The sequence below is a fragment of the Paenibacillus etheri genome, assembly GCF_001012825.1.
In the GTDB taxonomy this organism is placed as follows: Bacteria; Bacillota; Bacilli; order Paenibacillales; family Paenibacillaceae; genus Paenibacillus_AQ; species Paenibacillus_AQ etheri.
Window position 1 is genome coordinate 633,779 of sequence record NZ_LCZJ02000033.1, and the last position, 15,260, is coordinate 649,038.

The window sequence follows — 15,260 nt, forward strand, 5'->3', positions numbered from 1 at the left end:
ATTTGCGGGGGCCTGCCTTGTTAATATGGTTTATATATACTGACTTTCAACGTGACTATGTAACAACTTCCGCTTCTCAGAATATGCTGATTGGGCAGGCTCCCAATTTTTAAAGGAATGAAGAGGAGAAGCTCAAGGAGGAGATACAGAAGCATGTCGCATAGACCATTCAAAGGTGACGCTATCCTAAACAAGCAAGGAAGAATAAGCAGTCCTGTTAGAAAAAGGGAGTGTAATACTCTATTAAAAATAGTCACTGAGCTCGCTGCAGTGTTACCTCCCGCACTTACGAATCCCACAACACTTCATATTGCCAATCTTCAAAGAGTATTAAGAGAACTCATGGAATTCTTGCATGACGCTAAGATCTGCAGCCCTTTTAGAAAAGAGCTTCTTTCTGTAGTAGAAATAACCATTGTATCAACTGAAGTCAGACCCTTCTCCGTCGTGAGCGTGGGTACCAATCTTCAACAGCTGTTAGCGGGGTTATTGTCTTTTGTTCTTGCCACAAAGATTGACCCTCATTGCAAAGATCAGCTGGTTATTCAGATCAGGCATATTCAAGCTTCTATTTCACAAGCACTTGGCTTGCCTATTAAGGGTGCGACTGGACCTCAGGGTCCGCAAGGGCCTCAAGGGCTTCAAGGACCACAGGGTCCTCAAGGATCCACTGGTGCAGGGCTACAAGGTATTGTAGTCTTTAATCCAGCACAAAGCCCTTTTTATCCAGCGGGTCAAGTAGTAACCTTTAATGGCAGTACCTATATAGCTACTGTTGCTGGCCCTATAGGAATCCCAGGTAGTTCATCAGATTATTTACTAATTGCTGGTGGAGCAACGGGTGCGACTGGAGCGCAAGGACCTCAAGGTCCTCAAGGGGCGCAGGGTCCTCAAGGGGCGCAGGGTCCTCAGGGTCTTCAAGGTCTTCAAGGTCCTCCAGGTCCTCCAGGAGAATATGGTGTTGGTGGGACAGGCGCTACAGGTACTGCCGGACTGGCTGGACCGACAGGTGCGACAGGTACTGCCGGGCTGGCTGGACCGACAGGCGCTACAGGTACTGCCGGGCTGGCTGGAGCGACAGGCGCTACCGGAGTTACTGGCGTTACTGGTGCAACCGGTGAGGGCGCAATCATTCCGCTTGCATCTGGAGGACCTATTATTATGACCACGATTTTAGGTGGTTTGGTTGGAACAACAAGCCTTATTGGCTTCGGAAGTTCAGCCACAGGTATTTCTCTTGTTGGCGGAAATATAGATTTGACAGGTACTGTCCTTGGGCCTCTTATCAATTTTGCAATGTCCGTTCCTCGTTCAGGAGTGATAACATCTATTGCTGCATACTTCAGTAATACTGTTGCTTTATCACTTCTTGGTACTTCCGTAACTGTGACGGCACAATTATTCCAATCTACTGTACCAAATAATGCATTCACTCCTGTTCCAGGGGCCATAGTACCACTGCCAACTATCTCGGGCACAGTTAATCTAGGAACTTTTGTCAGCGGAATTACGAATGATATCAATTTCACCGTAACACCTCAGACACGTCTTCTTATGGTATTCTCAGCCACTGCTACAGGTCTTACCCTTGTAAATACGGTCACTGGTTATGCAAGTGCTGGCTTTACTATCGTATAATCACTAATAATACAAAAGCATCTGCCTTTCCTACTAAAAGAGTGACAGATGCTTTGTTAAAATATGCGATTCCAATTTCTTAATCTTTCGGAAAATACTCTTTTAACTTACCGATAACCTCATCGATCTCTGTCATAGTCGTATATCGTCCCACACTAAAACGAACTGCTCCCTGCCCAATACTTGCCGAGACGTTCATAGCTTTTAAAACAGGCGATATTAATGTTTCTCCAGAATGACAAGCTGAGCCTGTTGAGGCAGCCACATCTTCTAGCGAAGCAATCACTTCATGACCTACCGCTCCAATAAAACTAACGTTAAGTGTGTTAGGCAATCGCTTATGCCTATGACCGTTCAGGTGAATCCTGTCGCCAAAAGCCTCCTGCAATCTATCATAGAAATAATCTGCAATTTCTTTCACACGCTCTCTGGAAGCGGAGTCCGAAGCAAGCTCACAGGCTTTTCCTAATCCAATAATATAAGGAGTATTTTCGGTTCCGGCTCGTCTTCCCTTCTCATGCCCCGCTCCGTGAATTAATGGTTCGATGTGAAGGCCCTCACGGATATACAGTGCTCCAATCCCTTTTGGCGCATACAATTTATGACCTGCCAGCGTTAGAAAATCCACCCCTAACTCAGCCACATCGAGCTCTACTTTTCCAGCGGACTGCGAAGCATCGGTATGTACAAGAACACCCCGTTCATGGCAGACCTCGGCTATTTCTTTGATCGGCTGGATCGTGCCCGTTTCGTTGTTTGAATGCATAATGGAGACTAGTATGGTTTGATCTGTAAGATGCTTTTTCACATCGTCTACCTGCACCATACCATACGCGTCAACAGATACATAAGTAATCGTATAACCTAACTGCTCCAGATACTGACACGGTTTAATAACCGCAGGATGCTCCACAGCAGACAGGATAATGTGATTTCCTTTATGTCGATACGTTTGGGCGACTCCCTTGATGACGGTATTATTCGATTCGCTACCCCCGCTTGTAAAAAGTATCTCGCCCAGCGTACAATTCAGGAAATTAGCCACCTGTGTTCTTGCTCGCTCGATTCCGAGTTTAGCTTCTCGCCCCAAAGAATGACTGCTTGAAGGATTCCCAAAATGACCATAAAGATAGGGAATCATAACCTCTGCTACTTCCTTATCTACGGGTGTTGTAGCGTTATAGTCTAAATAGATCATTTGTTACGCCGAGCCTCCTCTAAACCCCTCTTACATTACGATACATAAAGCTTATACTTCCTGATTTTTCAAAAAAGAGCGCACCGCAGCCTCCGCTTCCTCCAAATTGTTCACCTTAAAGGTAACTCTCTCAATGCCTTCATACTGAGTAGACGTGTAATCATATTTAGGATCATAGTAGTATTCTAACAATAGCGCTACAGCCTCACCGAACAAATCAGCTTGCAAGCATCGCTCGATTTCTGCCGCAATGGGGATATGAATTCGGGATTTAATACTCCGAAAAGCTGAAATACACTGATCCTTGTACGCTTCTGGCTGATAGTCCTCAAGGATTTGCTGCACTCTGGCATCCAATGGCATCTCGATCCAAATCTGTGTTCCGATCTCTTTCTGCTCGGCCATGAATGGGGGCATTACAATCTTCCCAATCTTTTTGCTCTCCGCTTCAAACAGTACATAAGGAGAATCCCCAAGCTTAATTAATTCCTCTAAAAGAAGACTATCGAACGTTTTCTGATTGTTCGCATGAAGTCCAATCTCGCCAAAAATAGAGCCGCGGTGACCCGCCATCCCTTCCAAATCCAGAACAGGATAGCCTTGTGCTTTCAGGCGGTGCAGCAGGTTTGTTTTGCCTGTCCCCGTATTTCCGTGAATCACATAAGGCTTCGCCTTGAATGCATAGGATTCCAGTTCGTCGAGTACCCATTTACGGTAAGCTTTATAGCCGCCAATCAGTCGATAAGTGTGAATGTCCATTAAAGAAAGTACGGTAGCCGTAGTACGGCTGCGCATACCTCCCCTCCAGCAGAATACAGCCTTGTCGCCTTGAATCGCAGCAAACTCTTTAACAAAGGACGGCAGCTTCGCCGCAGCAATCTCCAAACCGCGTTCTTTCGCAGCCTGCACACTTGTCTGTTTATATAACGTACCTACTTCAGCCCGTTCCTCATCATCAAAAAAGGGAATATTCAAGCTATCCGGCAGCGTTGCATCTTTATATTCAGAAGGAGATCGAACGTCGATAACGGTGATCTGCTTCTTATTCTTTAACACTCTTAGCTCTTCCAGTGTAATATCCTGAAACAATGCGCTCTCTCCTCTGGTGGCTAACTTTTTAGGTTGCCTCTAAGCTGACTCCATCGTTATTGCGCAGCTATAACTGCAATCTGACCCGGATGTTCTTCTGTTACCTCTCCGATCAATGCCGCTTCTACACCTGCATCTACTAACTCTTTCAGCAAATCTTCGCTTTGTTCAGGGGCCACAGAGATCAGCAGTCCGCCAGAAGTCACAGCGTCACACAGAATATAACGGCTCAGTTGGTCCATCTCTTCCGGATAAAGAATGCTGCCCTCCAAATGAGCAAAGTTATTCTTAGTGCCTCCTGGAACAAATCCCTGTTCCGCAAGCTCTCTTACTCTTGGCAGCATCGGTACATCGCCTTGACGAATAATCAGTCCGTGTTTGCTCCCCTTGGCCATTTCTGAGGCATGTCCCAGCAGCCCAAATCCAGTAACGTCTGTACAAGCGTGCACATCATACGGTTCCATGATTTCAGCCGCTTTTTTATTCAGAGTAGACATGACAGTCGTAAGTCGTGTAGTTTCTTCAGGGGATAGCTGATCCTTTTTAATAGATGTTGTTAAGATTCCTACACCGATAGGCTTCGTTAATATCAGTTTGTCTCCCACCTGCGCACCTGCATTCGTTCTTACTTTGTCCGGATGCACAAGGCCCGTAACGGCCAAACCGAATTTAGGCTCTTTATCGTCGATGGAATGTCCGCCCACAAGCGTTGCTCCTGCTTCCTGCACTTTATCCGCAGCACCGCGCAAAATGTCGCCAAGAATGCTTTTGTCCAGAACAGAAATAGGGAAGGCCACAATATTTAGCACCGTAAGCGGCTTACCACCCATCGCATAAATATCACTTAATGCATTGGCTGCTGCAATTTGCCCAAAAGAATAAGGATCGTCCACGATAGGCGTGAAAAAATCAACAGTTTGCACTAACGCGAGTTCATCACTTAAACGATACACACCAGCATCATCACTGGTATCCAGACCTACAAGCAGATCCGGGTTAGGAACGGTTGGTGGCAGACTGCGAATGACCTGCATGAGATCAGCGGGACCGATTTTGCAGCCGCAGCCTCCTTTTGAAGATAATGAAGTCAATTTTATAGTTTCGGCTTGAGACATCATGACTCAGCTCCTTTAGATAGTTAATGTCGATTATCTTTAATCTTACATCAGTAGACAGCATTGTACAAAATACAAAGCTACCGATTGGATTTTATTATACTGTTCTTTGAGAAGATGTTATGAGTGGTTTTCTTGCTAATCATAATATGCTAAAGGCTGGCTCATTCGTAGAATCCGCTACTTTGAGCCAGCCTTTAGTCTGTATCCAGCATTTTAGGGAAAATCTCTCTATAATTCTAGACAGAAGAAAGCCCCGCAGCCAGTTCATACTCCCCGGCTATGGGACGCCCTCTTTTCTCACTTAAACGCCAACCCTCCAAATAATGTCACCGAAGAGGTTTATGCACACTCTCCGATGCTTCCTATACTAAGATCAACTGATCTGTTGAGTTTCCTGATGTTTCTCCAAAAACCGCTGAAGAATAGCATTGAATTTCTCCGGCTGACACAGATTGCTAGGATCTAATGCGTTAGGAATGATCGCTAACTGAGCATGTGGCAGCTGAGACACCATATCCTTCATACAGTTGACTCCAAATTCACTAAAGTCACCGACAATACATAACGCAGGACGTTTAAAAGACTTTAAGCATCTAGTGTAATCCACATGGCTCGTTGCCAGCCTTTGCCGATACAATTCCCGTGGACGTTTGTCGAGAAGTCCTCTCCTAATCTCGTTATAGGCTAGGTTCCAGCGTTCCCGATACATCATACGAATCGAAGGCAGTACAAGCTCACTTGGGGCGTAATACATTAACCAACTACAATATGCAGCCATAAGCTGGATTTTACCGACTATCGTTGACGCCTGACTTCTACAGAAGCTATCCGCGACAACAATCGCTTTTACCCGCTCCGGATATTGTTTCGCAATATGTTGAACGACGAGCCCCCCATAGGCGCTCCCGACAAAAACAGCCTCACAAATGCCCAAATCATTCAGTAGCATAATTATATCTAGGCATTGGGTTTCAATAATCTCGTTTGGGGCCTGCAGCAATTCACCTGATTTGCCATTTCCCCGTAAATCGCACAGAATCACTTTATATTTATCAGAAAAATACTCCAATTGTGGCTTGAACATACTATGTGTTAATCCATGTCCATGGATAAACACAACCGGAGTCCCTGTTCCAATGATTTCGTAATAGAGCGAAGTTCCATTCAGTTTAGCAATAGGCAAAGTTAACACCTCTTTCATTGGTAGGTTCTACATCTATATGTGCTTATGAACGCAGCAAAAAACCACAGAGGGATTCTCTGTGGCTATTCATCATCAAATACGCCATTCATCCTCTCTCCATACGCTTACGAGGTTAGCTGTCGGATTCGGGCAGTGAGAGTTGCCCTACCTGTATGGATGCACTACTATGGCACCTGTAACAGGATTCACCCCATAACTAGTATCGACTGTTACATCGATTCCCAGTTGTTGGTTCCCCCGCTCTCCTTAACGGAAATTAAGCGGACTTCTTATGTAATTGTCAGTTATGTGATGAATCATACTCCGTGTAAGGTTTCTTGTAAAGTTGAGCCCTGGGCAAAATAATGTTGAAAGCCATGCTTTTCATTTCAAATTGAGCATACACTTCGTTTTCTCTTTCTATTGCTCTTGTTTACTCGGTTTATTGAAGAAAAAGCCGAGCGGTCATCAGAGATCAATCCCTGAACCACTCGGCTTCTTTATACAATCATACGGCTACAACAGATCGGCGTTTTTCAATGCATGCTCCCAGCTCGGAAAAAAGAACAGCGCACTTCTCATAAGATCAGGATCGTTTTGCTTCACTTGTTTTTTGCTGATCGAGCTTCCGTCGGTTTGAAGCTTTTTGATACGACTTAACACTTCATCAGCCTCCAAAGGAATTTCCATTGAAACACTCCTTTCTCAGTGACCTAGTTTCCAATCATTTTCTCCATAATATGCAAATTTATTCTTCATTTCGATTTCGACGGATTAAACCAGCTGATAGATCGGTTGTTCAGCAATGAAATAGGTAGGAATCATTGGGTATCTCTCTGCCAGGATTTCAGCTAAATATTTCATCCCTGGGGCTTCACTCTCCGCATGACCTAACATGATTCTCATCATCCACGATCAGAACCTTCAGCATGATGTTCGCTCCAATCTCCTTAAGATAGGCTGTACTTTCTTATGAAAATATATATTATGCTATCACAATTGGATATTGTTGTGAATTCATGAATTTTCCTTCTTTTGCTTGAACTAGTGCTTTTCTTACTTAAAAAAACAACAAAAAAACGATGTATCCAGACATTCAGACACATCGAATTTAGTATATTTTTAGTTGAGTAGCTATCTACGAACTAAGGTTGTTCTCATGATTGATTAACCATTCTTTTCTTGCAATGCCGCCGCCATAGCCCCCTAATTCACCGTTACTATTGATCACTCGATGACACGGAACCAAGATTGATAATTGATTGGCTCCATTAGCTCTTGCTACAGCACGACAAGCCGAAGGGTTATTTATATTCTCTGCAAGCTCCTTGTAAGAGACCGTCTGGCCTACAGGGATTCTTCGAAGTTCATTCCATACCTGTTGTTGAAAGTCTGAGCCTAAATAACGAATCGGTGTTTTGAATTCCGCTAGTTCCCCTTCGAAATAAAGACTTAATTCCTCTTCAATTTGCTCTAGCACAGGAACTTTTTCAGGCAATATAGTTGCATTCAAGCGGGTGCGTAATTTCTTAATTTCGTTCTCAAGTCCCTTTCGATCCACAAACTCCAGCAGTAAAAGGTGCTCTTCATCTGCGATCGCAAGCATAGAACCTAATATCGTTTCGATCCAGGTACAGTGCAGCACTGTAATCTGCTTGGAGTGATTCGGGACAGTGCCCATCGTTCGTGAAAAAGCATCTCTAAACCCATTACTCGAATCGTACCCGCTGTCCAGTTGTGCGTTAATGATAGAATCCCCATTCCTGATATGTTTGAAGGCCAGCCCTAAACGTCTAGAACGTGCATATTCAATAAACGTCATTCCGAATTGCTTCTTAAATTGTCGGCGTGCTGTATTTGCACTTATCGATAGCTCATCAAAATCTTTATCGGTCCATTTTCTTTCCGGATTACGCTCAATAGCTTCGACAAGAAGCTTTACTTCTGAGGACATTTTCGTCGGATTAGATAAAGGCTGGCATCTTTTACAAGGTCTATAAGACGCTAACAAAGCTTCTTTGGCTGTTGCGAAAAACTCGCAATTTTCTTTATATGGCTTTTTAGCCGGGCAAGTTGGTCTACACATAATGCCTGTTGTTTTTACGCCGACAAAAAATACACCTTCATAATTGGAGTTTTTTTCGACTAACATCTCATAATATTTATCGATTTGCTGTGTATTAGTGATCATAGTATCGTTAGCTCATTTCTAAATAATGTTCGACTGCAGAATGGTTCGAGCACTCTCTTGAAGATTATGTTGTGCTTGAAAGTAACTATACGGACCGTAGCTAATTCTTTTTACCCCAAGCTCCTGCAACTCAGCATTTGAAACCATACCATCCATCACCATAACATTTACAGGCAATGGCGACTTTTGCACAAATTGTTCTATCAAATTTCGATCCGTCAGCCCCGGTATAAAAATTCCATCTGCTCCAGCCGAAATAGACCACAGCAGCTGCTCAAATGAGAGCTGTTCACCATCCGAATAACCCCATGCTTCCGCCATTGCGAAGCTACTTGTGGCAATAGCCTTTGAACCCGCTTTTTCTATCGCTTTAGCCGAAGCTACATCCCAGCAGTTATATAGCATTAGCGGTTTCTCTTGATTATGCAAAGATTTAAAATAGTCATAGTCATTTCTCTTCATCAGTAGTCATCTCCATTAAATAGAATAGCACCACTATATAATAGACAATGATTCGTCATACCAGAAAAATTAACACCAATCTTTTTTTATGTACAAGCATAAACGCCTTCGGCGATATAAATTCTTATATTTCAAAAAAAGCACCGAAGAATGAACTCATCCTATAAGGACCTGATCAAACCTCGATGCCATTTTGCAGATTACAGTTTACAGTTCTACCTTACGGAGTGATGGTTTAGAGGATGGTTTGGGTGACTTTTCCCCTGTTCGTATCGGTATGATTTGAGGTGCCGCGATTCCGATCAGTACGACAAGAATTCCAACCCACCGAAGCAAAGACACTTCTTCTTGCAGGACTAACACGGAGGCTACAACAGCTGCCGGCAACTCCGCCGCACCTAGAATCGTTCCCAGACCTGAACCCAGTTTCGGAACACCAATAGAAAAGAACAGTACAGGAATAACTATACCAAGCAACCCTAAAGGAAGACCATACTTCCAAAGTCCATCTGTAAGCGCTCCGTCGTAAATAAAGGAAGGCGAAAAAACAACCATAATAATAATCATTGCACTTGTAGTCATATACAAGCTTTTATTCACAGCAGGTACCTGGGTAGCCACTCTTCCGCTGACAAAAATATAAAAGGCAAACGATACCGCAGACATCAAACCGAAAACAATACCACTCGTAGTCATTTCACCTACACTTGGTTCTAGAATCCCCCCAGCTAGTATTGTTCCTATCAGAAGGATAACCATCGAAATTATTTTCTCTCGACTAGGCCATTTTCTATCTACAATAGCCTCCAGAATCACACCAATCCAAGTAAATTGGAATAAGAGAACGATCGCAATCGAAGCAGGTAATTGTTCAACGGCAAACCCATAGAAAATACCCGTCATGCTAATGGTAATCCCCGCGCCTAATAACGAAGCGCCTACCTTTAACCCGAGTTTTATTCGGGAAAATAATACAACTAACAAGAGCAGCATGCACCATCCAAAAAAGTATTGCGCCCCGACCAGTTGCTGCATTCTAAATCCATCATTCATCCCAAGCTTAACGATCGTGGAAAGCGATCCATAACTACATGCTCCTATAAATACTAGTAAAGCATATTTGAGTAACTTCATATTCATCGTAATCTTCTTTCCTTTCTGTTGAACCGTCCTATTGAACCGTCCTATTGAACCGTCCTATTGAACCGTCCAAATCACATAATAAAGCCCCTTGTCATCGAAATGACAAGGGGCGACTGAAACCAAAGAATACATCTTTGACAAAATTCCGCCACTCCATCCACTGGATAGAGTTTGGTTTATTTACTTATAGCAACACGGATTATAATATGATAAATCACACAGGGTGTCAACTTGAAATGTTTACAATAACTTTATTTCGATTATATTTCAAACTCTTCTGTTGAATTTGAAAGACCACCATTCTGTACACCGCTATTATTGGCTACAGCAAGAACATACACTTTATATTTGACACCTTTAACAATTGAATCACCGTTAACATCCCTTGTCGCAGTGAATATTGAAGGATTCGTCCCGTTAGGGGTTACAGACGTATAATACGAGGATCTCACCTCAATAGCATCCGCAGAACCAAACCCTTGTTTAGATGGAACCACCAATACTCGATATTCTGAAATATTGGATTCATTGGCTGATTTGACGAAACTGATCAGGATTCTACCATTGTCCTCTTTATACGTTACATTGGTTACAGAGATCACTGGGCTCTTGGTTGTTGACAACGTAATGACCGAAGACTCCCCGGATAATGCATTGGAACCTGAATAATTACTACCACCCACAGCTAACACATACACTTTATAGCTGGTTCCAGCCTTTATCAAATTGCCACGTACGTCTCTGGCGGAAGAATCTAATACTTGACTGGTACTGTTGCCTGATGTACTTACCGAGGTGTAATTAGCACTTGATACATTATTAGCATCAGACAGGCTAAAGCTACTGTAATATGACGTAGGTACCACCATAATTCGGTATTGGTTAATGTACGTTTCATCTGTGGCATGGCTAAACGATACCTTCAAATCTCGGCCATCGCCATAGTCATTTACATCGCTAACACTCAAGTTTGTAACGGCTTTTACACTAGAATCATTCAACAATGTTATGACCGATGAAGCGGAAGAGAGCACATTCGAATCCCAATAGATCCCGCTTCCGATGGTTAACACATACACTCTATAGCTAGTTCCATTCTTTATCGAAGCTCCGAGAACGTCTCTGGTTGACGAATTCATTACTTGACTGGTAGAAGACCCGGATGTACTCACCGATGTATAATTGCTACTTGATACATTATTCGCTTCAGCTAAACTAAAGCTACTGTAATAGGATGTTGGTACTACCATAATTCGATACTGGCTAATATAGGTTTCGTCCGTCGGATGAGTGAAGGACACTCTCAGATCTCGGCCATCACCATAGTCGTTAACGTCACTGACACTCAAGTTTGATATGGTACTCACACTGGTATCATTCAACAACGTAATGACCGATGAAGGTGACGAAAGCACATTGCCTCCTGTATTACTGCCGCTTCCAATAGATAAGATATATACTTTATAATTGACTCCATTCTTTATCAAAGCTCCACGTACATCTCTGGTTGACGAGTTCAATACTTGATTGGTTGTAGTACCATTTGTACTCACCGCTGTATAGTAGCTATTTGATACATTATTGGCTTCGGCTAAACTAAAGCTACTGTAATATGACGTCGGAACTACCATGATTCGGTACTGGCTGATATAGGTTTCGTCCGTCGCATGAGTAAATGACACTCTCAAATCTCGGCCATCATTATAATTGTTAACGTCGCTAACACTTAAGTTAGAGACCCCTATGTTGGACAGCGTTATTGCAGATGAGACAGAAGACAACACATGATTCGCTGCTGCATTGCTGCTATCAATCGCCATGACAAACACTCTATAGCTCACGCCTGTTTTAACAAGAGCTCCGTCCACATCTCTGGCTCCTGAAGATAGAACTTGGGTAATATTATTACCCGTCTTGCTGACCAGCGTGTAATTAGCACTGGACACATTATTTGCTGTCGCTAAATTAAAATTTGAATAATTAGTAGCTTTGACAACAAATATCCGATAAGAGCTTATCTTCGACTCATCTGACAGCTTATTGAAGCTAACCGATAGATCTCTTCCATCTCCATAATCACTTATATCTTTTACTTGTACATTATTTATTGCTACGACAGTCTTATTCACTAGTGTCATAGTGGAAGACCCACTAGAAAGTGTACTGGTATTACTTCCTTTGCCAACCGTTAAGACATAAGCCACATACGCTTGATTACTCTTAATTAAATCACCATCAACAGTTCTCGAAGCAGACGTCAATTTAATCGAAGGATTAGTAGCTGTTGGTAATATAGTAGAATAATTGTAAGAGGCTATCGTTTGTGCAGACGATAGGTTGAGAATATTCCCTGATTTAACAATCAGAACACGGTAATGATCCACTAGTGACTCATTTGCCGCTCGAGTGAAGCTAACCTGAAGATCACGACCATCACCGAAATCACTCACATCCTGCGCTACTACGTTGGTTACGGGGCCTGCATTTCCAACGTTCGAGGATGAAGTCGTTATAGTTACAACTTGCGTCTTGGGGTTCCATCCCACTTTATGGCCCAGTGCTTCACTGACGAACCTTGTTGGGACCATCGTTCTCCCCTTCAGATTCAAACCAGGCACGTCTAGATTTACAGCCTTATTGTTAATGGTGGCTGTCTTTGAGCCAATCTTTAACATAATCGTTGTATCAGCTTTAGTTGCAGTTACAGTTTGTGCCTTTTGATTCCACTTGATGGTGGCATTAAAGGCTTCAAAAATAGCCCGCAGCGGCACCATCGTCCGCCCTTTCACCATCACCGGTGCTTGATCTGTAGACAATCGAACCCCGTCAATAATAATACTGATCGGAGTAGCAGCCTTCACAGAGGATTGAAACATCATCGGAATGACTACTAAAACTACTAAAATTGAAATCCATAACTTCTTCACAGATCCACCCTCCTGGAATGACGAATACATTTTTTACCTACTCATTTGACGCTTCTAACTATACAAAAGTTTCATGATTTATGGGTTACAAAAAAATAACCTAGACTCTCCCCACATCCTCCACAACCCTCTTTGAAAAAGAAAAAGGAAAGAGCGGTGTGCTCTCTCCTTTCGATTATTCCTTCATATTTTTAACAATATTTTTTTTCGGAATTCCATCTAATCCATACTCCCAATCATAAGCATCAAAAATTTTTCTAGCTACAGGTGCGGCGCTATTTGATCCGAACCCACCTTCAGGAATGACTACAGCCACAGCAAGTTTTGGATTATCACGTGGTGCAAAGGCTATGAACACTCCGTTATCCCGGTTAATTTTTTTACTATCCGTTTGTTGTGAAGTCCCTGTTTTACGAGCAAAATCATAGGGGAAATCACCGAAGGCACTTTTAACGTCACTGTTCATCCCTTTCTTGATTTCCCGCCAAAAGGATTTATCGAAATTAGTCACTTCATCAAGCACTTCCCGTTTGAACGCTTTGATAACCTTCCCATTTGAATCAGTGATTTTACTTACCAACTGTGGTTTGATTCGTTGCCCTTCATTGGCTAAAGTAGCTGCATATTGCGCCAGCTGAAGAACTGTGTAACGCCCTTGCTGTCCAAAAGAAGCATACACAAGCGCAGACTGAACTGATCCAGCTTTCGCTTCAGCCTTATAATTCAAATCGCCCAAGTATTCTCTGGGTAAACCTATACCTGTTGGAACACCAAGACCGAATTCTTTCATATATGTGTCCCATACATCAATACCCTTAGACTTATATTTGTCGTACAATTTTTTCCCAATCATATCAACCATATATACGTTTGAAGATTTTTCAATTGCCGTGTGAGGATACAAAGAGTTATATACATGATTCGATGAATTCCTTACAAAGGTCTCATGTCCCTCTCTACCAAACGAGGTGATTCCTTTATCTTGATAAATAGAAGATGTATTTATAAAGCCCTCTTTTAATCCAATCAGTACACTTAATGGTTTTATTGTCGAGCCGAGCAGCACCGTGGACTCGAAATTATGCCCTGATCTTCCTGATGAATAGGGAGTAATCGTTCCGTTTTGATAATGCTTTTCGATTTGTTCGTACTTCTCCGGTAATATCGAACCCGTAGCCCAATAATTGGCATCATAGTCAGGCATACTCGCCATCGTAATAATATTGCCTGTATCGACCTCCATGGCTACAGCGTAACCTGTTAAAGCATCGGGATGTGTTTCCCCCTGTACTGTGTGCGAATGCAACCACTGAATCTGATCTTTAATAGCCTCTTCAGTCTTCATCTGAATTTTTTTATTTATCGTAGTCCAGATATTGCTCCCTTTAACCGGCGGTTCAATACTGACGATTTTCTCCGCCATGTTCTGCGGATCTACTGAAACTTCCTTATAACCATTCTGTCCCCGAAGCTCCTTCTGGTATTGCAGCTCCAAGCCATCAAAGCCTACGAGCTCATCCTCTTTATAGTTAAGTCCAGGATTCTGATTATTTTTCATTGCCTGAAGTACATCCTTATAAAGATCTAAACTAGTAGAAGATTTAAAAAACTTCACATATCCAACAGCTTGTACAGCCACCGTATCGATATCATAATGCCTAGAACTCTCCTCTAACACCTCAAGATTGGGATATTCGTTTTTGTGCTCCAAAAAATAAGCGATTTCTTTCTTGGATAACTCTGATTTAATTCTTCGTGCCACATAACCAGAAGACTTTTTAGAATATAAATCCATAGAATCAAGGATCTCTTCTTTTGTTATTTTTTTATCATTAGGATCACCATAGGTTTCGAAGGCTTCTGCTAATTTGCTAGCCAGTGCCTTTGATTTGTTATTTGCCTCAGCTGTTAATGTAGTTTTTTTGTTCGTTTTATCTGTTGTTGTGGTAGTATATTCTTTTTGCAAAGTGAGATATAAAGATTGAACAGGTATAGAATAGGCCAATTCCTCACCTTCAGCTGCGAGGATATTCCCTCTCATTGCTGATAATGGCACTATTTTCGTATCCCGATTAGCTTCGGTTTCAGTTAGCGTAGATCCTTCGACAAATTGCAAGACAGCAAGACGAAGGATAATCACACAAAAAATAATAAAAGTGCTAAAGAAAAAAATATTGATTCTTAATTCACTAGAGTTATTTATAGTTTTGCTACTATCTTGTATTCCTTTTCTGTCAAAGAATCTCACATAATCCCACTCCTTATTCCCAAAATTATACAACATAAGATTCAATTATAAACTAGCAAACTC

General features: G+C 42.4%; 12 protein-coding genes and 1 riboswitch. Of the genes, 1 reads left to right on the plus strand and 11 read right to left on the minus strand.

Annotated elements, in window-relative coordinates; genetic code table 11:
- Positions 1-153 precede the first annotated feature (153 nt).
- On the plus strand, positions 154-1,638 hold the full coding sequence (locus UQ64_RS30325) for an exosporium glycoprotein BclB-related protein (protein ID WP_082651257.1): 1,485 nt from the start codon (positions 154-156) through the stop codon (positions 1,636-1,638).
- Between the two features lie 79 nt (positions 1,639-1,717).
- Here UQ64_RS30325 and UQ64_RS22225 read toward each other — a convergent pair whose 3' ends face one another.
- The 11 genes from UQ64_RS22225 to UQ64_RS22265 all read right to left on the minus strand — a co-directional run bounded on the left by UQ64_RS22225 (position 1,718) and on the right by UQ64_RS22265 (position 15,197).
- Complete coding sequence (locus tag UQ64_RS22225) at positions 1,718-2,836, minus strand: cysteine desulfurase family protein (protein ID WP_060625618.1); 1,119 nt, start codon at positions 2,834-2,836, stop codon at positions 1,718-1,720.
- A 51-nt stretch (positions 2,837-2,887) separates the two neighbouring features.
- On the minus strand, positions 2,888-3,925 hold the full coding sequence (mnmH, locus tag UQ64_RS22230; protein ID WP_060625619.1) for a tRNA 2-selenouridine(34) synthase MnmH: 1,038 nt from the start codon (positions 3,923-3,925) through the stop codon (positions 2,888-2,890).
- A 56-nt stretch (positions 3,926-3,981) separates the two neighbouring features.
- A complete protein-coding gene (gene selD, locus UQ64_RS22235; RefSeq protein ID WP_425339611.1) occupies positions 3,982-5,043 on the minus strand; it encodes a selenide, water dikinase SelD in 1,062 nt (353 codons plus the stop codon).
- Positions 5,044-5,416: 373 nt separating this feature from the next.
- Positions 5,417-6,226: an alpha/beta fold hydrolase gene (locus tag UQ64_RS22240; protein ID WP_060625621.1), complete on the minus strand. Its 810-nt coding sequence runs from the start codon at positions 6,224-6,226 to the stop codon at positions 5,417-5,419.
- A 106-nt stretch (positions 6,227-6,332) separates the two neighbouring features.
- A riboswitch (cyclic di-AMP (ydaO/yuaA leader) is annotated at positions 6,333-6,520 on the minus strand.
- Positions 6,521-6,742: 222 nt separating this feature from the next.
- Positions 6,743-6,916, minus strand: coding sequence for a hypothetical protein (locus tag UQ64_RS31390; RefSeq protein WP_167348517.1), 174 nt, complete (start codon positions 6,914-6,916; stop codon positions 6,743-6,745).
- An 84-nt stretch (positions 6,917-7,000) separates the two neighbouring features.
- A complete protein-coding gene (locus UQ64_RS32610) occupies positions 7,001-7,135 on the minus strand; it encodes a hypothetical protein (RefSeq protein ID WP_280818241.1) in 135 nt (44 codons plus the stop codon).
- Between the two features lie 229 nt (positions 7,136-7,364).
- On the minus strand, positions 7,365-8,417 hold the full coding sequence (locus tag UQ64_RS22245) for a bifunctional transcriptional activator/DNA repair enzyme AdaA (RefSeq protein WP_060625622.1): 1,053 nt from the start codon (positions 8,415-8,417) through the stop codon (positions 7,365-7,367).
- Between the two features lie 18 nt (positions 8,418-8,435).
- Positions 8,436-8,879 carry an isocitrate lyase/phosphoenolpyruvate mutase family protein gene (locus UQ64_RS22250; RefSeq protein ID WP_060625623.1) on the minus strand — a complete coding sequence of 148 codons (444 nt, stop codon included), beginning with the start codon at positions 8,877-8,879 and terminating at the stop codon, positions 8,436-8,438.
- Between the two features lie 207 nt (positions 8,880-9,086).
- Complete coding sequence (locus UQ64_RS22255; RefSeq protein WP_060625688.1) at positions 9,087-10,013, minus strand: EamA family transporter; 927 nt, start codon at positions 10,011-10,013, stop codon at positions 9,087-9,089.
- A 269-nt stretch (positions 10,014-10,282) separates the two neighbouring features.
- Positions 10,283-12,949, minus strand: coding sequence for a copper amine oxidase N-terminal domain-containing protein (locus tag UQ64_RS22260; protein WP_060625624.1), 2,667 nt, complete (start codon positions 12,947-12,949; stop codon positions 10,283-10,285).
- A gap of 175 nt (positions 12,950-13,124) precedes the next feature.
- Positions 13,125-15,197, minus strand: coding sequence for a peptidoglycan D,D-transpeptidase FtsI family protein (locus UQ64_RS22265; RefSeq protein ID WP_060625625.1), 2,073 nt, complete (start codon positions 15,195-15,197; stop codon positions 13,125-13,127).
- Positions 15,198-15,260 lie beyond the last annotated feature (63 nt).

Bases quoted from the DNA above. Each gene is read 5' to 3' on its own strand.
- UQ64_RS30325 (WP_082651257.1), top strand. From the start codon at position 154: ATGTCGCATAGACCATTCAAAGGTGACGCTATCCTAAACAAGCAAGGA.
- UQ64_RS22225 (WP_060625618.1), bottom strand. From the start codon at position 2,836: ATGATCTATTTAGACTATAACGCTACAACACCCGTAGATAAGGAAGTA.
- selD (WP_425339611.1), bottom strand. From the start codon at position 5,043: ATGATGTCTCAAGCCGAAACTATAAAATTGACTTCATTATCTTCAAAA.
- UQ64_RS31390 (WP_167348517.1), bottom strand. From the start codon at position 6,916: ATGGAAATTCCTTTGGAGGCTGATGAAGTGTTAAGTCGTATCAAAAAG.
- UQ64_RS32610 (WP_280818241.1), bottom strand. From the start codon at position 7,135: ATGATGAGAATCATGTTAGGTCATGCGGAGAGTGAAGCCCCAGGGATG.
- UQ64_RS22245 (WP_060625622.1), bottom strand. From the start codon at position 8,417: ATGATCACTAATACACAGCAAATCGATAAATATTATGAGATGTTAGTC.
- UQ64_RS22250 (WP_060625623.1), bottom strand. From the start codon at position 8,879: ATGAAGAGAAATGACTATGACTATTTTAAATCTTTGCATAATCAAGAG.
- UQ64_RS22255 (WP_060625688.1), bottom strand. From the start codon at position 10,013: ATGAAGTTACTCAAATATGCTTTACTAGTATTTATAGGAGCATGTAGT.